The 20,936-nt window shown below is 58.0% G+C and carries 19 protein-coding genes; 13 read left to right on the top strand and 6 right to left on the bottom strand.

What is annotated here, in order from left to right:
* Positions 1–6 precede the first annotated feature (6 nt).
* The 9 genes from IB245_RS01040 to IB245_RS01080 all read left to right on the top strand — a co-directional run bounded on the left by IB245_RS01040 (position 7) and on the right by IB245_RS01080 (position 11,994).
* Entirely contained in the window at positions 7–711 is a 705-nt protein-coding gene (locus tag IB245_RS01040) for a succinate dehydrogenase iron-sulfur subunit (RefSeq protein WP_008032664.1), read from the top strand.
* A gap of 259 nt (positions 712–970) precedes the next feature.
* Entirely contained in the window at positions 971–3,802 is a 2,832-nt protein-coding gene (locus IB245_RS01045; protein WP_008032666.1) for a 2-oxoglutarate dehydrogenase E1 component, read from the top strand.
* Positions 3,803–3,844: 42 nt separating this feature from the next.
* Positions 3,845–5,068: a 2-oxoglutarate dehydrogenase complex dihydrolipoyllysine-residue succinyltransferase gene (gene odhB, locus IB245_RS01050; RefSeq protein WP_192226099.1), complete on the top strand. Its 1,224-nt coding sequence runs from the start codon at positions 3,845–3,847 to the stop codon at positions 5,066–5,068.
* A gap of 108 nt (positions 5,069–5,176) precedes the next feature.
* Positions 5,177–6,613, top strand: coding sequence for a dihydrolipoyl dehydrogenase (lpdA, locus tag IB245_RS01055; RefSeq protein ID WP_008032670.1), 1,437 nt, complete (start codon positions 5,177–5,179; stop codon positions 6,611–6,613).
* Positions 6,614–6,809: 196 nt separating this feature from the next.
* The gene (gene sucC, locus IB245_RS01060; protein ID WP_007898980.1) at positions 6,810–7,976 is read left to right on the top strand and encodes an ADP-forming succinate--CoA ligase subunit beta; all 1,167 of its coding nucleotides are present in this window, start codon (positions 6,810–6,812) and stop codon (positions 7,974–7,976) included.
* Complete coding sequence (sucD, locus tag IB245_RS01065; protein WP_008032672.1) at positions 7,976–8,857, top strand: succinate--CoA ligase subunit alpha; 882 nt, start codon at positions 7,976–7,978, stop codon at positions 8,855–8,857. The genes sucC and sucD overlap by 1 nt, the downstream gene beginning before the upstream one ends.
* A 428-nt stretch (positions 8,858–9,285) precedes the next feature.
* Entirely contained in the window at positions 9,286–10,599 is a 1,314-nt protein-coding gene (gene brnQ / locus IB245_RS01070) for a branched-chain amino acid transport system II carrier protein (RefSeq protein WP_008032674.1), read from the top strand.
* A 256-nt stretch (positions 10,600–10,855) separates the two neighbouring features.
* Positions 10,856–11,593, top strand: coding sequence for a DUF599 domain-containing protein (locus tag IB245_RS01075; RefSeq protein ID WP_008032675.1), 738 nt, complete (start codon positions 10,856–10,858; stop codon positions 11,591–11,593).
* Positions 11,593–11,994 (top strand): MAPEG family protein, encoded by a 402-nt coding sequence (locus tag IB245_RS01080; protein ID WP_192226101.1) that lies wholly within the window; start codon positions 11,593–11,595, stop codon positions 11,992–11,994. The genes IB245_RS01075 and IB245_RS01080 overlap by 1 nt, the downstream gene beginning before the upstream one ends.
* A 67-nt stretch (positions 11,995–12,061) precedes the next feature.
* On the opposite strand, the gene IB245_RS01085 is transcribed toward IB245_RS01080, so the two are convergent.
* Positions 12,062–12,295: a hypothetical protein gene (locus IB245_RS01085; RefSeq protein WP_008032682.1), complete on the bottom strand. Its 234-nt coding sequence runs from the start codon at positions 12,293–12,295 to the stop codon at positions 12,062–12,064.
* A gap of 158 nt (positions 12,296–12,453) precedes the next feature.
* Between IB245_RS01085 and IB245_RS01090 the strand changes: the two genes are divergently transcribed.
* From IB245_RS01090 to htpG, 3 genes are all read left to right on the top strand, one after another.
* On the top strand, positions 12,454–12,930 hold the full coding sequence (locus IB245_RS01090) for a PaaI family thioesterase (RefSeq protein WP_008032683.1): 477 nt from the start codon (positions 12,454–12,456) through the stop codon (positions 12,928–12,930).
* Positions 12,927–13,379: a PaaI family thioesterase gene (locus IB245_RS01095; protein ID WP_008039225.1), complete on the top strand. Its 453-nt coding sequence runs from the start codon at positions 12,927–12,929 to the stop codon at positions 13,377–13,379. Before IB245_RS01090 ends, IB245_RS01095 begins: the two co-directional genes overlap by 4 nt.
* 81 nt (positions 13,380–13,460) lie before the next feature.
* Positions 13,461–15,365 (top strand): molecular chaperone HtpG, encoded by a 1,905-nt coding sequence (gene htpG / locus IB245_RS01100; protein ID WP_008039224.1) that lies wholly within the window; start codon positions 13,461–13,463, stop codon positions 15,363–15,365.
* A gap of 232 nt (positions 15,366–15,597) precedes the next feature.
* On the opposite strand, the gene IB245_RS01105 is transcribed toward htpG, so the two are convergent.
* Both IB245_RS01105 and IB245_RS01110 read right to left on the bottom strand, forming a co-directional pair.
* Complete coding sequence (locus IB245_RS01105) at positions 15,598–16,458, bottom strand: pirin family protein (protein WP_192226103.1); 861 nt, start codon at positions 16,456–16,458, stop codon at positions 15,598–15,600.
* 61 nt (positions 16,459–16,519) lie between these two features.
* Positions 16,520–16,936, bottom strand: a complete 417-nt coding sequence (locus IB245_RS01110; RefSeq protein ID WP_192226105.1) for an OsmC family protein — start codon at positions 16,934–16,936, stop codon at positions 16,520–16,522.
* A 260-nt stretch (positions 16,937–17,196) separates the two neighbouring features.
* Between IB245_RS01110 and IB245_RS01115 the strand changes: the two genes are divergently transcribed.
* The gene (locus IB245_RS01115; RefSeq protein ID WP_192226107.1) at positions 17,197–18,378 is read left to right on the top strand and encodes a hypothetical protein; all 1,182 of its coding nucleotides are present in this window, start codon (positions 17,197–17,199) and stop codon (positions 18,376–18,378) included.
* A 72-nt stretch (positions 18,379–18,450) separates the two neighbouring features.
* Here IB245_RS01115 and IB245_RS01120 read toward each other — a convergent pair whose 3' ends face one another.
* The 3 genes from IB245_RS01120 to purM are packed head-to-tail and all read right to left on the bottom strand — an operon-like array spanning position 18,451 to position 20,893.
* Entirely contained in the window at positions 18,451–19,164 is a 714-nt protein-coding gene (locus IB245_RS01120; RefSeq protein ID WP_008039220.1) for a DUF3108 domain-containing protein, read from the bottom strand.
* A gap of 8 nt (positions 19,165–19,172) precedes the next feature.
* Positions 19,173–19,823, bottom strand: coding sequence for a phosphoribosylglycinamide formyltransferase (purN, locus tag IB245_RS01125; RefSeq protein ID WP_192226109.1), 651 nt, complete (start codon positions 19,821–19,823; stop codon positions 19,173–19,175).
* Positions 19,824–19,834: 11 nt separating this feature from the next.
* Positions 19,835–20,893 carry a phosphoribosylformylglycinamidine cyclo-ligase gene (gene purM, locus IB245_RS01130; RefSeq protein ID WP_008033526.1) on the bottom strand — a complete coding sequence of 353 codons (1,059 nt, stop codon included), beginning with the start codon at positions 20,891–20,893 and terminating at the stop codon, positions 19,835–19,837.
* Positions 20,894–20,936 lie beyond the last annotated feature (43 nt).

Raw genomic sequence — 20,936 nt, forward strand, 5'->3', positions numbered from 1 at the left:
GCCGCCATGTTGCAAGTCAGTGTTTATCGCTACAACCCTGATCAGGACGCCGCGCCGTTCATGCAGGAATTCCAGGTCGATACCGGTGGTAAGGACCTGATGGTCCTGGACGTGCTGGCCCTGATCAAAGAGCAGGACGAAGGTTTCTCCTATCGTCGCTCTTGCCGTGAAGGCGTTTGCGGTTCCGACGGCATGAACATCAACGGCAAAAACGCTCTGGCATGCGTCACGCCGCTGTCTTCTGTCGTAAAAGGTAACAAGCTGATCGTTCGTCCGCTGCCAGGTTTGCCGGTTATCCGTGACCTGGTCGTCGATATGAGCATCTTCTACAAGCAATACGAAAAGGTTAAGCCATACCTGCAGAACGACACGCCGGCTCCGGCCATCGAGCGTCTGCAGTCCCCTGAAGAGCGTGAAAAGCTCGACGGTCTGTACGAGTGCATCCTGTGCGCTTGCTGCTCGACCTCTTGCCCGTCCTTCTGGTGGAACCCGGACAAGTTCCTGGGTCCAGCTGCCCTGCTGCAAGCGTATCGCTTCCTGGCAGACAGCCGCGACACCAAGACATCCGAGCGTCTGGCTGCGCTGGATGACCCGTTCAGCGTATTCCGCTGCCGCGGGATCATGAACTGTGTAAACGTTTGTCCGAAAGGCCTGAACCCGACTAAGGCCATCGGTCACGTACGTCACATGTTGCTGCAAAGCGGCGTGTGATTCAGCAGTACCCGTAGGACCGCTGTACCCGTAGATGCTACGGCGCAGGCTTCAACCGGCGCCGTAGTTTTAACCTGAGCAGCAGCTCACAAAGCTGCCGCTCTTATTTTGAAGAAATGAGACAAGCAGGGGCATCCGGGCTGGTACCCGGACTATCAGCGTGATCCTAAGTGGCTTGTTTTGGTCGCTGCATTCGGACTTCTGCAAGTTTGCTCGGTGTCGACGCCGATGGTGTTCCCCTAACCGAGGGTGACCAAGCATGCAAGAAAGCGTGATGCAGCGCATGTGGAACAGCGCCTACCTTTCCGGAGGTAACGCTGCCTATGTGGAAGAGCTTTATGAGCTCTACCTGCACGACCCTAACGCTGTGCCAGAAGAGTGGCGCACCTACTTTCAGAAGTTGCCGACCGAAGGCAACTCTGCCACCGATGTTTCGCACTCCACAATTCGCGATCATTTCGTCTTGCTGGCAAAGAACCAGCGCCGCGCCCAACCGGTTTCCGCCGGCAGCGTGAGCAGTGAGCACGAGAAGAAGCAAGTTGAAGTGCTGCGATTGATCCAGGCCTACCGTATGCGTGGCCACCAGGCAGCTCAGCTTGACCCGCTGGGACTGTGGCAGCGTCCTGCACCTGCAGACCTGTCAATCAATCATTACGGCTTGACCAATGCCGATCTTGATACGACCTTCCGTGCCGGCGACCTGTTCATCGGCAAAGAGGAGGCGAGCCTACGCGAAATTCACGAAGCGTTGCAGCAGACATATTGCCGCACCATCGGCGCTGAATTCACGCATATCACCGATTCCGAGCAGCGCCAGTGGTTCCAGCAGCGTCTGGAAAGCGTGCGTGGTCGTCCGACGTACTCCGCCGACATCAAGAGCCACCTGCTCGAGCGCGTCACTGCCGGTGAAGGCCTGGAAAAATACCTGGGCACCAAATACCCGGGCACCAAGCGTTTCGGTCTGGAAGGCGGCGAAAGCCTGATTCCGATGCTCGACGAGTTGATCCAGCGTTCCGGTTCCTACGGCACCAAGGAAATTGTGATCGGCATGGCCCACCGTGGTCGTCTGAACGTGCTGGTCAACACCTTCGGCAAGAACCCGCGTGAGCTGTTCGACGAGTTCGAAGGCAAGAAGAAGGTCGAGCTGGGTTCCGGTGACGTTAAATACCACCAGGGCTTCTCGTCCAACGTGATGACCGCCGGCGGTGAAGTTCACCTGGCCATGGCGTTCAACCCGTCCCACCTGGAAATCGTATCTCCAGTGGTCGAAGGTTCGGTTCGCGCCCGTCAGGATCGTCGTAACGACCCTACCGGTGAGAAGGTTCTGCCGATCTCCATCCACGGTGACGCGGCATTCGCCGGTCAAGGCGTGGTGATGGAAACCTTCCAGATGTCGCAGACCCGCGGTTTCAAGACCGGCGGCACCGTGCACATCGTGATCAACAACCAGGTCGGTTTCACCATCAGCAACCCGCTGGACTCGCGTTCCACCGAGTACGCGACCGACGTTGCGAAGATGATCCAGGCGCCGATCCTCCATGTGAATGGTGATGATCCGGAAGCCGTGTTGTTCGTGACCCAGCTGGCCATCGACTACCGCATGCAATTCAAGCGTGACGTGGTGATCGACCTGGTCTGCTACCGTCGTCGCGGCCACAACGAGGCCGACGAGCCTAGCGGCACCCAGCCTCTGATGTACCAGCAGATCACCAAACAGCGCACCACCCGTGAACTGTATGCCGATCGCCTGACTCAGAGCGGTGTGCTGGACGTTGAGCGTGTTCAGTCGAAAGTCGACGAATACCGCAACGCGCTGGACAACGGTCTGCATGTTGTAAAAAGCCTGGTCAAAGAGCCGAACAAAGAGTTGTTCGTGGACTGGCGTCCGTACCTGGGCCACGCCTGGACTGCACGTCACGACACGCGTTTCGATCTGAAGACCTTGCAGGAACTGTCCGCCAAGCTGCTGGAAATTCCAGAAGGCTTCGTGGTTCAGCGCCAGGTTTCGAAAATCTACGAAGACCGTCAGAAGATGCAAGCCGGCGGCCTGCCGATCAACTGGGGTTACGCCGAAACCATGGCGTACGCGACCCTGGCGTTCGAAGGTCACCCGATTCGCATGACGGGTCAGGACATCGGTCGCGGTACGTTCTCGCACCGTCACGCTGTCTTGCACAACCAGAAAGACGCGGGTACCTACATCCCGTTGCAGAACCTGTACAACGGCCAGCCACGTTTCGACCTGTACGATTCGTTCCTGTCCGAAGAAGCGGTTCTGGCGTTCGAGTACGGTTATTCGACCACCACGCCTGAAGCGCTGGTGATCTGGGAAGCCCAGTTCGGCGACTTCGCCAACGGTGCCCAGGTGGTAATCGACCAGTTCATCACCAGTGGCGAGCACAAGTGGGGCCGTCTCTGCGGTCTGACCATGCTGCTGCCGCACGGTTATGAAGGTCAGGGTCCGGAGCACTCGTCGGCTCGTCTGGAGCGTTACCTGCAACTGTGCGCCGAGCACAACATTCAGGTTGCCGTACCGACTACGCCGGCTCAGATCTACCACTTGCTGCGTCGTCAGGTGATTCGCCCGCTGCGCAAGCCATTGATCGTTCTGACTCCGAAGTCGCTGCTGCGTCACAAGTTGGCCATCTCGACTCTGGAAGATCTGGCCGAAGGTTCGTTCCAGACCGTTATCCCGGAAATCGATGCACTGGACCCGAAAAAGGTCGAGCGCGTTGTTCTGTGTAGCGGCAAGGTCTACTACGACCTGCTGGAAAAACGCCGTGCCGAAGGTCGTGATGACATCGCCATCGTGCGTATCGAGCAACTGTACCCATTCCCTGAGGACGACTTGAAAGAAGTCCTGGCTCCTTACACCAACGTCAAAAATGCCGTGTGGTGCCAGGAAGAGCCGATGAACCAGGGTGCGTGGTACTGCAGCCAACACCACATGCGTCGTAGCATCAGCAATCTCAACAAGTCTCTCGTACTTGAGTACGCGGGCCGTGAGGCTTCTGCTGCACCTGCATGCGGTTACGCATCGATGCACGCTGAGCAGCAGGAAAAACTGCTGCAAGACGCCTTTACTGTTTAACGCCTTCGCGCACCTGAAACCGAATTTAAGGACTCACAGATAATGGCTATCGAAATCAAAGCCCCCACTTTCCCGGAATCGGTTGCCGATGGCACCGTTGCCACCTGGCACAAGCAACCGGGCGACGCTGTAAAGCGTGACGACCTGATCGTCGATATCGAAACCGACAAGGTTGTGCTGGAAGTGTTGGCCACTGCCGACGGCGTGCTGGGCGCTATCGTCAAGAACGAAGGCGACACCGTTCTGTCCGACGAAGTCCTGGGCTCCATCGTTGAAGGCGGCGCTGCTGCCGCTGCTCCGGCTGCCGCTGCTGCTCCGGCCGCTGCACAGGCTGCTGCTCCAGCTGCCGAAGGCGAAGACGATCCTGTTGCTGCACCGGCTGCTCGCAAGCTGGCTGAAGAAAACGGCATCAACATCGCTTCCGTTGCCGGCACCGGCAAAGGCGGTCGTGTGACCAAGGAAGACGTGGTTGCAGCCGTTGCTGCCAAGAAAGCCGCTCCGGCTGCCGCGCCTGCCAAGGCTGCTGCTCCTGCTGGCGCTGCTCCTGTGTTCGCCGCTGGCGACCGCATCGAGAAGCGCGTACCGATGACCCGCGTTCGCGCTACCGTGGCCAAGCGCCTGGTAGAAGCTCAGTCGAACATGGCGATGCTGACCACCTTCAACGAAGTCGACATGACCGAAGTCATGGCCCTGCGTTCGAAGTACAAGGACCTGTTCGAGAAGTCCCACAACGGCGTACGCCTGGGCTTCATGTCGTTCTTCGTCAAGGCTGCCACCGAAGCGCTGAAACGCTTCCCGGCTGTCAACGCATCGATCGACGGTGGCGACATCGTTTACCACGGCTACGCTGACGTCGGCGTTGCTGTTTCCAGCGACCGCGGCCTGGTTGTACCGGTTCTGCGTAACGCTGAACTGATGAGCCTGGCTGAAATCGAAGGCGGCATCGCCACCTTCGGCAAGAAGGCTCGCGACGGCAAGCTGTCGATGGACGAAATGACCGGCGGTACGTTCACCATCACCAACGGTGGTACCTTCGGTTCGATGATGTCGACTCCGATCGTCAACCCGCCGCAAGCGGCCATCCTGGGCATGCACAACATTCTGCAGCGTCCTATGGCGATCAACGGTCAGGTCGTAATCCGTCCGATGATGTACCTGGCTCTGTCCTACGATCACCGTCTGATCGATGGCAAAGAAGCTGTGACCTTCCTGGTTACCATCAAGAACCTGCTGGAAGACCCGGCTCGTTTGCTGCTGGATATCTGATTTCGTTGCATGGGCCGTGCAGGATGGCGGCCCGTCTGTAATGACCAGCTTCGTCCCACGACGGTCCCCATAAGGGGCCGTCCGGTTTGATTCGAGAAGGAATGACACATGACTCAGAAATTCGACGTGGTAGTGATTGGCGCGGGCCCTGGCGGCTACGTGGCTGCCATTAAAGCAGCGCAACTGGGCCTCACCACTGCCTGCATCGAGAAATACACCGACAAGGAAGGCAAACTGGCCCTCGGCGGTACTTGCCTGAACGTCGGTTGCATTCCATCCAAGGCGCTGCTGGACAGCTCCTGGAAATACAAGGAAGCCAAAGAAGGCTTCGCGATCCACGGTATCAATCACGCTGGCGTGACCATGGACGTGTCGGCAATGGTTGGCCGTAAAGCCAACATCGTCAAAGGCCTGACCTCTGGCGTTGCTACCCTGTTCAAGGCGAACGGCGTCACTTCCCTGCAAGGCCACGGCAAACTGCTGGCCGGCAAGAAAGTCGAACTGACCAAGCCAGACGGCAGCGTTGAAATCATCGAAGCCGAGAACGTGATTCTGGCTTCGGGTTCGCGTCCGATCGACATTCCACCGGCTCCGGTTGACCAGAAAGTGATCGTCGATTCGACCGGCGCACTGGAATTCCAATCCGTACCCAAGCGTCTGGGCGTTATCGGCGCTGGCGTAATCGGTCTGGAACTGGGTTCGGTATGGTCGCGCCTGGGCGCTGAAGTGGTTGTTCTGGAAGCGCTGGAGAAGTTCCTGCCGGCTGCTGACGACGCCGTTTCCAAAGAAGCCTACAAAACCCTGACCAAACAAGGTCTGGACATCAAGCTGGGCGCTCGCGTCACCGGTTCCAAAGTGAACGGCGACGAAGTCGTTGTGAACTACACCGACGCCAACGGCGAACAGAGCATCACCTTTGACAAGCTGATCGTTGCCGTTGGTCGCCGTCCAGTGACCACCGAACTGTTGGCTGCCGACAGCGGTGTGACCATCGACGAGCGCGGTTTCGTATTCGTTGACGACCAGTGCGCCACCAGCGTACCGGGCGTTTACGCGATCGGTGACGTGGTTCGCGGCATGATGCTGGCGCACAAGGCGTCCGAAGAAGGCATCATGGTGGTTGAGCGCATCAAGGGTCACAAAGCGCAAATCAACTATGACCTGATCCCTTCGGTTATTTATACTCACCCGGAAATCGCATGGGTCGGCAAAACCGAGCAGACCTTGAAGGCTGAAGGCGTTGAAGTTAACGTTGGCACCTTCCCGTTCGCAGCCAGTGGCCGTGCCATGGCAGCCAACGACACCGGCGGTTTCGTGAAAGTCATTGCCGATGCCAAGACTGACCGCGTATTGGGCGTCCACGTGATTGGCCCGAGCGCTGCAGAACTGGTTCAGCAGGGCGCGATCGGCATGGAATTCGGTACCAGCGCTGAAGACCTGGGCATGATGGTTTTCTCCCATCCGACCCTGTCTGAAGCCTTGCACGAAGCAGCTCTGGCTGTGAATGGCGGCGCCATCCACATCGCCAACCGCAAGAAGCGTTAAGACAATAAGAAACCACGGCGGTATGGCCCGTCGTGAGCCTTGCATGCAAGACTCACCGCGGAATATCCGCTGGACGCAGTCTTGCGTGGCTGCACCGGGTATCCGGAAAGGCTACGCAAGCAGCAGTCACAGGTGGTGCGGCACTTGAACAAGTGCAGCACCGAATGCGCAGTACCTAACGAAGACGGTAATAAGCATGAATCTTCACGAGTATCAGGGTAAGCAGCTGTTCGCTGAATACGGCCTGCCAGTTTCCACCGGTTATGCGGTAGACACCCCGGAAGCAGCAGCAGAAGCTTGCGACAAAATCGGCGGCACCGAGTGGGTTGTCAAAGCCCAGGTCCACGCTGGTGGTCGCGGTAAAGCGGGCGGCGTTAAGCTGGTTCGCAGCAAAGAAGACGCCAAAGCCTTCGCACAGCAGTGGCTGGGCAAGCGTCTGGTGACTTACCAGACTGACGCCAATGGTCAGCCAGTCACCAAGATCCTGGTTGAATCGTGCACTGATATCGCTAAAGAGCTGTACCTGGGCGCTGTCGTTGACCGTTCGAGCCGTCGTATCGTGTTCATGGCTTCCACCGAAGGTGGCGTGGACATCGAGAAAATCGCTCACGACACTCCAGAAAAAATTCTGAAAGCCACTATCGATCCACTGGTTGGCGCTCAGCCATTCCAGGGTCGCGAGCTGGCATTCCAGCTGGGTCTGGAAGGCAAGCAGGTTGCTCAGTTCGCCAAGATCTTCGTAGGTCTGGCCAAGCTGTTCAAGGATCACGACCTGGCTCTGCTGGAAGTGAACCCGCTGGTAATCAAGGCTGACGGCGATCTGCACTGCCTCGACGCCAAGATCAACATCGACGCCAACGCCATGTACCGTCAGCCTAAGCTGAAGACTTTCCACGATCCGTCGCAAGACGATCCGCGCGAAGCGCACGCTGCCAAGTTCGAACTGAACTACGTAGCACTGGAAGGCAACATCGGTTGCATGGTCAACGGTGCTGGCCTGGCCATGGGTACCATGGACATCGTCAACCTGCATGGCGGCAAACCAGCCAACTTCCTCGACGTGGGCGGCGGTGCTACCAAAGAACGCGTTACCGAAGCGTTCAAGATCATCCTGTCCGACACTAACGTCGCTGCAGTACTGGTCAACATCTTCGGCGGCATCGTTCGTTGCGACATGATTGCCGAAGGCATCATCGGCGCTGTGAAAGAAGTCGGCGTGAAAATCCCGGTTGTTGTTCGCCTTGAAGGCAACAACGCTGAGCTGGGCGCTAAAGTACTGGCAGAAAGCGGTTTGAACATCATCGCTGCTACCAGCCTGACCGACGCTGCTCAACAAGTCGTTAAAGCTGCGGAGGGCAAATAATGAGCGTCCTGATCAATAAAGACACCAAAGTTATCTGCCAGGGTATTACCGGTTCGCAAGGTAGTTTCCACACCCAGCAAGCCATCGAGTACGGCACCAAGATGGTTGGTGGTGTAACTCCTGGTAAAGGCGGCACCGAGCACCTGGGTCTGCCAGTGTTCAACACCGTGAAAGACGCTGTAGCTGCCACTGGCGCCACCGCCAGCGTGATCTACGTTCCAGCTCCTTTCTGCAAGGACTCGATCCTGGAAGCAGCATTCGGCGGCATCAAGCTGATCGTTTGCATCACCGAAGGCATTCCTACCCTGGACATGCTGGACGCTAAAGTTAAGTGCGACGAGCTGGGTATCACCCTGATCGGCCCTAACTGCCCAGGCGTGATCACTCCAGGCGAATGCAAGATCGGCATCATGCCAGGTCACATTCACTTGCCAGGCAAGGTCGGTATCGTTTCCCGTTCCGGCACCCTGACCTACGAAGCTGTGAAGCAAACTACTGACGCCGGTTTCGGTCAGTCGACTTGCGTCGGCATCGGCGGTGACCCGATCCCGGGTTCGAACTTCATCGACATCCTGAAGCTGTTCCAGGAAGACCCGAAGACCGAAGCGATCGTGATGATCGGTGAGATCGGCGGTTCGGCTGAAGAAGAAGCGGCTGCCTACATCAAGGCACACGTGACCAAGCCGGTTGTTTCCTACATCGCTGGTGTGACTGCTCCTCCGGGCAAGCGCATGGGCCATGCTGGCGCAATCATCTCTGGCGGCAAAGGCACTGCAGACGAGAAATTCGCTGCACTGCAAGACGCAGGCGTTAAAACCGTGCGTTCGCTGGCAGACATCGGCAAGGCCCTGGCCGAGCTGACTGGTTGGGCTGTCAAGTAAGCCTCGCGCTTAACTGACGCTTCACCAAACAAAGGCCACCTTCGGGTGGCCTTTGTCGTTTCCGGGGTTTGTATCGTTGGTGCCGACCCCTTCGCGGGCAAGCCTCGCTCCTACAGGTTTTTCGTCGTTTGCCGTACTTGTGATCGACGAAGAACCTGTAGGAGCGAGGCTTGCCCGCGAAGGCGTACTTACAGGCATCTACCATTAACATGCAAAAACGCGACACGAAAATGTCGCAGATCGGATAGTTCGCCCTCTAACAGTGCGTTTGTCGCTCAAATTCGTTAGGCTAGCCGCCATTTTTGCGTCCGCATCCCACAAGGAAGCTTCGCGCTAAAGGGTCGGTCCTATACGGGTCGACAGCATTTCCCTCACCCATAAGGGAAATCCCTCTCTAAATTCCGATTCAGTAGTGTGGTATTTCCTTAATGAAAGTGTTGAAAGGCCAGGACATCCTGGCACTTGGTTTTATGACGTTTGCCCTGTTCGTCGGGGCTGGCAACATCATCTTCCCGCCTATCGTCGGTTTGCAGTCCGGGCCTCATGTCTGGATGGCGGCGCTGGGCTTTCTGATCACCGCGGTCGGTCTGCCGGTGATCACCGTTGTTGCCCTGGCCAAGGTCGGTGGCGCGATGGATGCCTTGAGCAGCCCGATCGGCAAAATCGCCGGTGGCTTGCTGGCCGCTGCGTGCTACCTCGCCGTTGGCCCGCTGTTCGCGACGCCGCGCACCGCGACTGTATCGTTCGAAGTGGGCCTGGCGCCGCTGACCGGCGAAAGCCCGCTGGCGCTGTTCCTCTATAGCTCGGTGTACTTCCTGCTGGTGTTCTTCATCTCGCTCTACCCGGGTCGTTTGCTGGACACCGTAGGACGTTTCCTCGCACCGCTGAAGATTATCGCCCTGGCCGCCCTCGGCATCGCCGCGTTCGCGTTGCCGGCCGGTGATATCGGCGTGGCGACGCCCGAGTATGTCGCGGCGCCATTCTCCCAGGGCTTCATCAATGGTTACCTGACCATGGATACCCTGGGCGCGCTGGTATTCGGCATCGTTATCGTCAACGCAATCCGCTCCCGTGGCGTGGATTCTCCGGCGCTGATCACCCGTTACGCGATCATTGCCGGGCTGATTGCCGGCGTCGGTCTGGCGCTGGTGTACGTCAGCCTGTTTCGCCTCGGTTCGGGCAGCCATGAAGTGGCCGCCGGTGCGACCAACGGCGCGGCGGTGTTGCACGCCTACGTTCAACACACCTTTGGCTCCTTGGGCAGTGGTTTCCTCGCCGTGCTGATTTCGTTGGCCTGCCTGGTCACAGCGGTCGGTCTGACGTGTGCCTGTGCCGAATACTTCAGCCGTGTGCTGCCACTGTCCTACAAGACCTTGGTCATCATCCTCGCTGCGTTCTCCCTGCTGGTGTCCAACCTGGGCCTCACCAAGCTGATCGCATTCTCGATCCCGGTCCTCACCGCGATCTACCCGCCGTGCATCGCGCTGGTCGCCCTGAGCTTCTGCAAGGACTTCTGGCATGAGCAGGGCCGCATCGTCGGTCCGGTGATGCTGGTGTCGTTCATCTTCGGCCTGATCGACGCGCTCAAGGGCGCAGGTCTGGCGGACTGGATGCCGACGCAATTGGCGCATTTGCCGCTGAGTGAGCAGGGCCTGGCGTGGCTGGTGCCGTCGGTCATGACCCTGGTGGTCGCGGTGGTTTGCGACCGCATGCTGGGCAAGCGCGAAGAAGCGCTGGCTTAAGGCGTATCACGGCCCGCCATAAGCGGGTCTTGAGCGAACATGGAAATGCCCCGTATCAATCGATACGGGGCATTTTTTATGCGCGTGAGGCAGTGTCTTTTTCCTTAAGCTAACGTCGAAGCATTGCAAAATCCAATGTGGGAGCGGGCTTGCTCGCGAAGACGGCTTATCATTCAACATTGATATCGACTGACCCTCCGTCTTCGCGGGCAAGCCTCGCTCCTACAGATTCAACCAACGTCTCACAAGGACCTGCATGTCGTTCATCCACGCCAACCTGATCCACATCCTCGCTGCCATCTGGTTTGTCATCTGCTGGGGCGGCTACACCCGTTATGCGACGTGGAAGGGCCGCGACACCGCGTGCCTGGCCAGTGTGTTGCACCTGTACCGCGAAGACTGGATGCGGCGCATGCTGATGCGGGACAACCGCATCGCCGATGCCAGTGTGATCGGCAATCTGGAGCGCAACGCTTCGTTCTTCGCCTCCAGCACACTGATTATCCTGGCCGGCATTCTCACCGTGCTCGGTGCGTCGGAACGGGCGGTGTCATTGCTGGCGGACATCCCGATGGTGCAACAGGCCTCCCAGGGCATGTCGGAGATCAAGTTGCTGTGCCTGGCGCTGGTGTTTGTGTATGCGTTCTTCACGTTCAGCTGGTGCATGCGCCAGTACAACTTCGCTGCGATTCTGGTGGGGTCGGCCCCCATGGTCGGCGAGCGGCATGTTTCCGAGCTGGAGCGTAAAGCCTTTGCCGCACGGGCGGCGCGTGTCATCTCCATGGCCGCCAACCAGTTCAACTTCGGCCTGCGTTCCTATTACTTCGGCATGACCATGTTGGCGTGGTTCGTCAGCCCCTGGTTGTTCATGCTGATGAGCGCTGGCGTGGTGCTGGTGCTGTATCGCCGGGAGTTTCATTCCGACGTTCTCGACGTGATGGTCTATACCCCTACAGAGGCGCCATTGCCCGAGGCGAACCGAGAGGCCGCTTGATGAGTATTCCGTTCTGGTGTGTGTTTATCAGTGCCTTGCTGATCTATGTGGCCCGCATGCCGGTGGCCAGGGCCATGAAAGAGCAGGGCGGTTACGACAATCATCTGCCGCGCCAGCAACAGGCACAACTCACGGGGTTTGGCGCCCGCGCTGTGGCAGCTCATCAGAACTGTTTTGAGGCGTTTATATTGTTTGCCGTGGGGGTGTTGATGGCGCACGCCACGCAAACGGCGGGGTGGCTGATTGATACGCTCGCAATCATCTTTGTGATTACGCGGGTCATTTACTTAGTGTGCTATTGGAGCGATCTGGCCTGGCAGCGGAGTCTGGTGTGGTTTGTCGGGTTAGTGTGTTCGCTGCTATTGATGATTAGTCCGACTTTTAGAACTATTTTGCTCTAACAAGGCAAATGACAGGCAAAAGAAAACCCGCACTTGGCGGGTTTTCTTTATCACGCTAAAAACTGTTTTAGTTTTTAGGTGCTTCTTTTGCTGCAGCGGCATCCGATTCAGCCTGAGCTTTGGCAGCTTCGGCGTTTTCTTTCGCAGCGTCGTTCACTTTATCCTGAGCTTTGCTCATGTCTTGCTGAGCTTGCTCAGCATGTTTCTCGGCTTCTTGAGCTTTGTCCTCGGATTTTTTATCGCAGGCAGCGAGACCGAGGGAAGCGGTCAACATCAAGGCAATAGCTAAAGTCTTACGCATGGGGTGTTTCTCCTTATGGAAAATATCTATCTGGCCTTTCGAGCGTGGACATCAGGGTTAAGTTCCTCAATTCGTTCAGATATATAAGATTATTCCTATGGGAACTTTTACGAATACACCTAATACAATCTCCGAGTACTAAGAAGAGTGTTTACCACATGGCCGAAAACCCCGTTTTTGAGCGCGCGACGCGATTCCTTTCGGCGCTCAGGCATTGCCAGGTACTTGGTTTGCGCGTTCATAGCGCCAGCAGCGATGGACTGACGGTCATCCTGCCGTACAGCCCGCAAATTGTCGGCAATCCGCAAACCGGCGTGATCCATGGCGGGGCATTGACCTCCCTGATGGACACCGCGTGCGGCATGGCCACACTCTGCGTGTTGCCCGAATTCGAAGTCTGCCCGACCCTCGACCTGCGCATCGACTACATGCATGCCGCCGAACCGCATAAGGACGTCTATGGTTTTGCCCAGTGCTACCGGGTCACTACCGACGTGATCTTCGCCCGTGGCTTTGCTTATCAGGACGATCCCGAGCAGCCCATCGCCCATGTCGTCGGTACGTTCATGCGCATGGGCAAGGGCGTCAAAGGCACCAAAGGGTTTGGTGGCGCCATCGCCGGAGGTGCGAAATGACCGACAACTTCAAGGAACAACTGCAACAGGCCCATGAGCAGGGCGACTATGCCTCGCTGCTGCATCTGATTCCCTACGCCAAACTGATCGGTGTCGAGTGTTCGCGGGTGGGGGATGACCTGCTGTTTCGTCTGCCGGCGAACAAGGACAACATTGGTAACCCTTTACTGCCAGCGATTCACGGCGGCGTCATTGCCGGGTTCATGGAGCTGTCCGCCGCCTTGCACCTGCTGATTTTTACCGGTTCACCGGGTGTGCCGAAGATCATCGATTTTTCCCTCGACTACCTGCGCGCCGGGCAGTTTCGCGATACGTGGGCGCGCTGCCAGGTGTGCCGTCAGGGGCGGCGTGTCGCAAACGTGGCAGTGACCGCCTGGCAAAGCACCGAATCCGAGCCCATCGCCACGGCCCGCGCCCACTTCAAAATCGATGAGCCCTTGAAATCCTGATCCGAGCCCCCAACTTTGATGACAACCCGCCGCCGACCCTCTAGGTCGCGGCCACTGCCATCTGATTGGAGTTTGATGACCATGAGTGTGGAAACTCAAAAGGAAACCCTGGGCTTCCAGACCGAGGTGAAGCAGCTGCTGCACCTCATGATCCATTCGCTGTATTCCAACAAGGAAATCTTCCTTCGCGAATTGATCTCGAACGCCTCTGACGCTGTCGACAAATTACGTTTCGAAGCCCTGTCCAAGCCTGAGTTGCTGGAAGGTGGCGCCGAACTGAAAATCCGTGTGAGCTTCGACAAGGACGCTAAAACCGTCACCCTCGAAGACAACGGCATCGGCATGAGCCGTGAAGATGCGATCACCCACCTGGGCACCATCGCCAAATCCGGCACCGCCGATTTCATGAAACACCTGACGGGCGATCAGAAAAAGGATTCGCACCTGATCGGTCAGTTCGGCGTGGGTTTCTACTCTGCCTTCATCGTCGCCGACAAAGTCGACGTGTTCAGCCGTCGTGCCGGTGCTGCTGCCAGCGAAGGCGTGCACTGGTCGTCGAAGGGCGAAGGTAATTTCGAAGTTGCCACCGTCGAGAAAGCTGATCGTGGTACTCGCATCGTCCTGCACCTGAAGTCCGGTGAAGACGAGTTCGCCGATGGCTGGCGTCTGCGCAACATCATCAAGAAGTACTCCGACCACATCGCTTTGCCGATCGAGTTGCCGAAAGAAGTGGCAGCCGCAGAAGGCGAAGAGAAGCCGGCTGTTGAGTGGGAAACCGTCAACCGCGCCAGCGCCCTGTGGACCCGTCCTCGTACCGAGATCAAGGACGAGGAATACCAGGAGTTCTACAAACACATTGCTCACGATTTCGAGAACCCGCTGAGCTGGAGCCACAACAAGGTCGAAGGCAAGCTCGAATACAGCTCGCTGCTCTACGTACCGACCCGCGCTCCGTTCGACCTGTACCAGCGTGAAGCGCCGAAAGGCCTGAAGCTGTACGTGCAGCGTGTGTTCGTCATGGACCAAGCCGAGTCGTTCCTGCCGCTGTACCTGCGCTTCATCAAGGGCGTGGTCGATTCCAATGACCTGTCGCTGAACGTGTCGCGGGAAATCCTGCAGAAAGACCCGATCATCGACTCCATGAAATCGGCGCTGACCAAGCGCGTGCTGGACATGCTGGAAAAACTGGCGAAGAACGAGCCTGAGCAATACAAAGGCTTCTGGAAAAACTTCGGTCAGGTCATGAAAGAAGGCCCGGCAGAAGACTTCGCCAACAAAGAGAAAATCGCCGGCCTGCTGCGTTTTGCGTCCACTCAGGGCGAAGAAGGCGAGCAGGTTGTGGGTCTGGCCGAATACCTGGCTCGCGCCAAGGAAGGTCAGGACAAGATTTACTACCTGACCGGCGAAACCTACGCGCAAGTCAAAAACAGCCCGCACCTGGAAGTCTTCCGCAAGAAAGGCATCGAAGTGCTGCTGCTGACCGACCGCATCGACGAGTGGCTGATGAGCTACCTCAACGACTTCGACGGCAAGAGCTTTGTCGACGTGGCGCGCGGTGACCTCGACCTGGGCAACCTGGATTCGGAAGAAGACAAGAAAGCCGCGGAAGAAGTCGCCAAGTCCAAAGAAGGTCTGGTTGAGCGCCTGAAAACTGCGCTGGGCGAATCCGTGGCTGAAGTGCGGGTTTCCCATCGTCTGACCGACTCCCCGGCGATTCTCGCCATCGGCGAGCAGGACCTGGGCATGCAGATGCGTCAGATCCTGGAAGCCAGCGGTCAGAAGGTTCCGGATTCGAAGCCGATCTTCGAATTCAACCCGGCGCACCCGCTGATCGAGAAACTCGACAACGAGCAGAGCGACGAGCGCTTCGGCGACCTGTCGCACATTCTCTTCGATCAGGCGGCCCTGGCGGCCGGCGACAGCTTGAAAGACCCGGCCGCGTATGTGCGCCGTCTCAACAAGCTGCTGGTTGAACTGTCGGTTTAACGACGTTGTAAAAAAACCCGCTTCGGCGGGTTTTTTTATGACCTGAAATTTTTTGGCTGTGAACCCGATCCTGTAGGAGCCGGCTTGCTGGCGATGGCGATTTCGACGCCGCCATCGCCAGCAAGCCGGCTCCTACAGTAGACCGCATTCCAATGTGGGAACAGTGATTGCGGCTCGGTCTACTGTAGGAGTGAGCCTGCTCGCGATGGCGGCGGCAATAACGCCACAAATCTCAAGGCAGCTCAATACGCTCGCTTTCCCCCGGCACCGTCGGCCAATCCCCGGCCGCCCAGCGTCGCCGCGCTTCGTCGATAGCCGCCGGATCGCTCGCCACAAAATTCCAGTTGATCCGTCGCGGTCCATCCAGCGGCGCGCCGCCGAACAACACCGCATGACAGTCGCTCTCGGCAAACAGCGTCATTTCTTCCCCGGCAGGCAGCACCACTAGCGAGTACGGCTCTATCGGCTCGCCATCGAGCTGCGCCTCACCGCTCAACACGTACAGCGCCCGTTCTTCATGCTCGGTGGGAATCAGCAGCGTGGTTGCTGTTTGCAGGTTCAGTTCCGCGTACAGCGTAGGAGAAAGCACCGGTACCGGCGATTCCAGGCAAAAGCCTGACCCGGCGATCATCCGGATCATCACGCCAAGGTTATCGCTGACCGGCAACGTGGCTGCCGGGTGATGGCTGTAGTGGCCCGGGCCTTGCTCATGATCCTTGGGCGATGCCAGCCAGATCTGCAAACCGTGCATCGTGAAACCGCTGGCCTTCAGGGCTTCGGGCGTGCGTTCGACATGGGCAATAGCACTGCCAGCGGTCATCCAGCTGACGTCGCCGGCCTCCACAACCTGATCGGAACCGAGGCTGTCCTTGTGCTGGATTTTTCCTTCGAACAAGTAGGTAAGGGTCGACAGGCCGATGTGCGGGTGCTGACGGATGTTCATGCCTTTGCCCGCTGGATAACGGGTTTCCAGCATGTGGTCGAAAAACACAAAAGGCCCGACGCTGCGGCATTTGGCTGACGGCAACGGGCGAAGAATCGGTTGGCCTTCGACATCTTCGGCGCGGGGGCGAATCACGAGCGGAGTGTTCATGGTGCATTCCAGGCTGAGCGGGTGACGCGTGGAGCATAACCCGCTTGCCCAAGCCTTGCCGCTATTGGCTGAACGCGCCTTCGGAGAGGTGGGTTTCGATGCTGACTTCGCTGGTGGTCATCAGCTTGTGCACTGGGCAGCGGTCGGCCACGCGATGCAGTTCGTCGCGCTGGGCGTCGGTGAGCACGCCCTTGAGGGTCAGTTTGACGTGCAGGGCGTATTTGCCTTTTTGCTCCTGGCTGTTGTCGCGCTTGACCTCTACGCCAACACCGGTCAGCGGGATGCCTTTCTTCTTCGCGTAGAGCTTCAGGGTCAGGGCCTTGCATGCGCCCAGCGCTGCATCGAAGTAGTCGTGTGGCTCAGGCGCCGAGCCTTCGCCACCGGACGATGCCGGCACATCGGCGAAGAGTTCGTGGTCATCGATTTGTACGCTGTGGCGGAAGCCTTCGGCGGAAACGGTATTGACGGTGACTGTCATGGGGAACCTCGGCAGTAGGAATAGTCATTCGATCAAAAAAGACCTTGAAGGTATAGAGCATTCCTCCTGAGATGCGTCCTACTTGCTTTCCAGGGGTGGGGGGTAGCTGTCATTTATGACAGTAGCCTGGCTACGTTCCGCGTGTTTGAATCGACTCGACTGAACGCAGTCCTTTCTGCATGGGGCGGAGCTCAATGGGTGTTATGCACGCTCTTGCCCAAGGCAAGATGTTCCCTTTTTCAAGTTCAAGGAGAGAAGCAATGGTGACGCATAACGATACACCCGGCGTGGCGGCGAGCGGTGAGCTCGACCCTTCTTTTGCCACAGGCGGAAAATTTCAGGCACCGGCGGGCACAGGCAAAGTGGTGTCACTCTTGGAAGAAGGCGAGTCGATGACGCTGGCGATGACAGCGCCAACGCCAACGCGCGGCGACTTCTTTCTATGCCGCGTGAGTAAAAACGGTGTGTTGGACCAAACCTTTGGCACCGGAGGAGTGCTGAAATGGCGTTTTGAAGATGCGGGTTCTTCTATCCTGGGAGCGGCATTGCTACAACCTGACAGGAAAATCCTGTTGATTGGTAACTCCGACCAAGGGGGTAAATCACGGCTGGCCCTGACTCGCGTTAATTCCAGTGGAAGTCCGGATCTTGTCTTCGGGCGAAAAATACACAGCTTGTATCCTGACTCGCACACTCTCTTGAATGGTTTCCATGGATGCTTGCAACCGGACGGCAAGATAATTGTGACCTGCCATTATTCGGTAGGCGGCAAGTATATTTCGGTGCTGGTCAGGCTATTGGCCGATGGAGAGCTGGATCTGACGTTTGGCGTCGCCGGTAAAGCTGAAATTCCCTCTTCTGCAGCTTTTATGTTCTCGCGAAGGGTCTTGGTCCAGAACAGTGGGCGAATCATTGTTGTGGGGTATATGACAGGCCAAAGCTTTGTGGCGGGGTTTAAAGCAGACGGCACCTTGGACACCACTTTTGGAGTCGAGGGGTTTTCGTTTTTTGCGGCAGAGGGGGTAGAGTTTGCCTTTTTTGACATGCTGCTCTTGCAGGATGATCGCATCCGTTGCGTGGGTGGCAATGCTCAAAATGCGGGTATCGGGGCATTGCTGGTGGGGTTGGATAAGAACGGCAAACTAGAGCAGGGTTTTAATGGTGGGCAGCCAGTAATAACTCAGCGGTTGCTTGGCAGATGGCACTCAATTAGCGAGCAAGATGATGGTAAATTGCTTGTCATTGGTGAGTCTGGAGGAGCTGAGCTCGTGTGCTCTCGATTCTTACCCAGCGGAGCAATCGACACCGATTTTGGATGGTCGGGCTTCATGTATCACCCCGGACATCCTGTTGATTGCGTTGTCCAGTCCAGCGGTCGTTGGGTAACGGCTGTGCATGATTCTGGTGGTAGATCGTCCTGGCTTTACGGGCTGACCACCTGAGGTGCCTGGTTAACCTTCCTTCTATGTTAAAAAAAGCCCCGCAATTGCGGGGCTTTTTCGTATCGCTATGGATCAGCTGCCTTTGACAGCCTTGCCGTTGACCTTGCCGTCCAGGAGCATGATGTTGTACTCCTTGCCGTCGGTTTCGACCTGTTGCAGGCGAACCAGCAGGTAATCCCAATCCTTGGCGAACCACAGCACGGTGATGCGCTTGCTTTGTGTCGGGTCGCGCACGCGCTCGACCTTGATCGCGTCGATCTGGCCAGCCTTGGTGTCGACTTTTTCCGAACCCAGCACGCGGAAGTCATAAGTATCGACTTCACCATCATCGACCACCTGATAGCTCATGCTTTTCTTGCCGGCGGCCACGTCATGCTGCAGGGCCAACTGGTAAGTGGATTTGTCGACCATGCCGCGGTTGAGCGGGATCTTGACCGCGTCGCCGCGATCAGTGCCGGTGACCATTTTGGTGGTCCAGTCGAAATCCAGGTCAGCCTTCTTGGCTTTGCCCAGGCCACCGCGCTCAAAGTGGTAGGACTGTGGCAGCAGGGTGTCCTTGTCCAGGGTCAGGGTGCTTTCTTCGGTCAGGCTGGCAATCATCATCGATGCCTTGAAGCTGAGCTTCCAGACGCCGTTGGCTTCCTTGGTCAGGCTGCGCTCGGCGGTGCCGCTCATGGGCAGCTGCTTCCAGTCGGCGGTGTAGCTGGCGGAGAAGGGTTGAAGTTCCGCAGCCTGCGCGAAAGGCAGGGCAAGCAGAGCGCAAGCGAAGAGCAGGGCGCGACGCATAAAATCTCCTAGGTTCGAATCAAGTGGCCACTGGCCGCGAGTAACTTGCCATCCAGTAAAGCACCTTGTTCACCGAGTGATAAGCGACCTTCCGCAAACCAGCGTACGGCCATCGGGTAGATCAGGTGTTCCTGGGTATGAACTCGCTGCGCCAGACTCTGCGGCGAATCGTGCAACTCTACCGGTATTACTGCCTGTACGACCAGTGGTCCGCCATCGAGTTCCTCGGTGACAAAGTGCACGGAACAGCCGTGTTCAGTATCGCCGGCCTCCAGCGCGCGCTGATGAGTGTGTAACCCTTTGTATTTGGGCAGCAGCGAGGGGTGGATGTTAAGCAGGCGACCCGCGTAGTGACGCACGAAGTCAGCGCTGAGGATGCGCATGAAACCGGCCAGGATCACGAGTTTGGGATTGAAAGCGTCGATCAGTTCGATCAGCGCGGCATCGAAGGCTTCGCGGCCTTCGAAAGCCTTGTGATCCAGGGAACGGGTGTCGATACCCGCGTCCCTGGCGCGTTGCAGGCCGTAGGCGTCGGCGCGGTTGGAAATCACCGCAGCGATGCGGACCGGGCTGTCGCCGGTCCGCGTGCTGTCGATCAAGGCCTGCAAGTTACTGCCGGTGCCGGACAACAGCACCACCACATCACAGGTGACGGACATCCGCTCTTGCATCAGTGTGCCTTGAGGTTCTTCAGTTCAACCTGGGCCGCGCCTTCGGCAGCGGTGGCGATCTGACCGATGACCCAAGGCTGCTCGCCAGCTTCACGCAGTACGTTCAGCGCGGTTTCAACGTGCTCTTGAGCCACGCAGATCACCATGCCGACGCCGCAGTTCAGTACGCGGTGCATTTCGTTTTCGTCGACGTTGCCTTTCTCTTGCAGCCAGTCGAACACGGCAGGGCGGTTCCAGCTCGCCACGTCAACCACCGCTTGAGCGCCTTTTGGCAGTACACGCGGGATGTTGTCCAGCAGGCCGCCACCGGTGATGTGGGCCATGGCTTTGACCGCGCCGGTTTCCTTGATCAGCTTCAACAGCGGCTTCACGTAGATGCGGGTCGGGGCCATCAGCAGGTCGGTCAGCGGTTTGCCGTCGAGCTGGATGTTTTCGATGTCGGCACCCGACACTTCGATGATCTTGCGGATCAGCGAGTAGCCGTTGGAGTGCGGGCCGGAAGAAGGCAGGGCGAGCAGGGCATCGCCGGCAGCAACTTTCGAACCGTCGATGATTTCGGACTTCTCCACGACGCCGACGCAGAAACCGGCCAGGTCGTAGTCTTCGCCTTCGTACATGCCAGGCATTTCAGCGGTTTCGCCGCCGACCAGGGAGCAGCCGGACAGTTCGCAGCCTGCGCCGATACCGGTCACGACCTGGGTCGCGGTTTCGACGTTGAGTTTGCCGGTGGCGTAGTAGTCGAGGAAGAACAGCGGCTCGGCGCCGCAGACCACCAGGTCGTTCACGCACATGGCCACCAGGTCGATGCCGATGCTGTCGTGTTTGTTCAGGTTCAGCGCCAGGCGCAGCTTGGTGCCGACGCCGTCAGTGCCGGAAACCAGCACAGGCTGCTTGTAGCCGGCCGGGATTTCGCAGAGGGCGCCGAAACCGCCCAGGCCGCCCATGACTTCCGGGCGCGCAGTGCGCTTGGCGACGCTCTTGATGCGTTCGACCAATGCTTCACCGGCGTCGATGTCTACACCGGCGTCCTTGTAGCTCAGGGAGGGTTGCTTGCTCATGATCCAGGCCTTTAGGGGGGATTCAGGGGTAACGACCGGGTCC

Source organism: Pseudomonas sp. PDM02, from assembly GCF_014852285.1.
GTDB lineage: Bacteria > Pseudomonadota > Gammaproteobacteria > Pseudomonadales > Pseudomonadaceae > Aquipseudomonas > Aquipseudomonas migulae.

What these genes read in the sequence shown, in the direction of transcription:
- IB245_RS01090 (WP_008032683.1), top strand. Translation starts at nt 12,454, where the DNA reads ATGGCCGAAAACCCCGTTTTTGAGCGCGCGACGCGATTCCTTTCGGCG.
- sucC (WP_007898980.1), top strand. Translation starts at nt 6,810, where the DNA reads ATGAATCTTCACGAGTATCAGGGTAAGCAGCTGTTCGCTGAATACGGC.
- IB245_RS01040 (WP_008032664.1), top strand. Translation starts at nt 7, where the DNA reads ATGTTGCAAGTCAGTGTTTATCGCTACAACCCTGATCAGGACGCCGCG.
- IB245_RS01120 (WP_008039220.1), bottom strand. Translation starts at nt 19,164, where the DNA reads ATGCGTCGCGCCCTGCTCTTCGCTTGCGCTCTGCTTGCCCTGCCTTTC.
- IB245_RS01095 (WP_008039225.1), top strand. Translation starts at nt 12,927, where the DNA reads ATGACCGACAACTTCAAGGAACAACTGCAACAGGCCCATGAGCAGGGC.
- sucD (WP_008032672.1), top strand. Translation starts at nt 7,976, where the DNA reads ATGAGCGTCCTGATCAATAAAGACACCAAAGTTATCTGCCAGGGTATT.
- IB245_RS01085 (WP_008032682.1), bottom strand. Translation starts at nt 12,295, where the DNA reads ATGCGTAAGACTTTAGCTATTGCCTTGATGTTGACCGCTTCCCTCGGT.
- purM (WP_008033526.1), bottom strand. Translation starts at nt 20,893, where the DNA reads ATGAGCAAGCAACCCTCCCTGAGCTACAAGGACGCCGGTGTAGACATC.
- IB245_RS01115 (WP_192226107.1), top strand. Translation starts at nt 17,197, where the DNA reads ATGGTGACGCATAACGATACACCCGGCGTGGCGGCGAGCGGTGAGCTC.
- brnQ (WP_008032674.1), top strand. Translation starts at nt 9,286, where the DNA reads ATGAAAGTGTTGAAAGGCCAGGACATCCTGGCACTTGGTTTTATGACG.
- purN (WP_192226109.1), bottom strand. Translation starts at nt 19,823, where the DNA reads ATGTCCGTCACCTGTGATGTGGTGGTGCTGTTGTCCGGCACCGGCAGT.
- IB245_RS01045 (WP_008032666.1), top strand. Translation starts at nt 971, where the DNA reads ATGCAAGAAAGCGTGATGCAGCGCATGTGGAACAGCGCCTACCTTTCC.
- IB245_RS01105 (WP_192226103.1), bottom strand. Translation starts at nt 16,458, where the DNA reads ATGAACACTCCGCTCGTGATTCGCCCCCGCGCCGAAGATGTCGAAGGC.
- htpG (WP_008039224.1), top strand. Translation starts at nt 13,461, where the DNA reads ATGAGTGTGGAAACTCAAAAGGAAACCCTGGGCTTCCAGACCGAGGTG.
- lpdA (WP_008032670.1), top strand. Translation starts at nt 5,177, where the DNA reads ATGACTCAGAAATTCGACGTGGTAGTGATTGGCGCGGGCCCTGGCGGC.
- IB245_RS01075 (WP_008032675.1), top strand. Translation starts at nt 10,856, where the DNA reads ATGTCGTTCATCCACGCCAACCTGATCCACATCCTCGCTGCCATCTGG.
- IB245_RS01110 (WP_192226105.1), bottom strand. Translation starts at nt 16,936, where the DNA reads ATGACAGTCACCGTCAATACCGTTTCCGCCGAAGGCTTCCGCCACAGC.
- IB245_RS01080 (WP_192226101.1), top strand. Translation starts at nt 11,593, where the DNA reads ATGAGTATTCCGTTCTGGTGTGTGTTTATCAGTGCCTTGCTGATCTAT.
- odhB (WP_192226099.1), top strand. Translation starts at nt 3,845, where the DNA reads ATGGCTATCGAAATCAAAGCCCCCACTTTCCCGGAATCGGTTGCCGAT.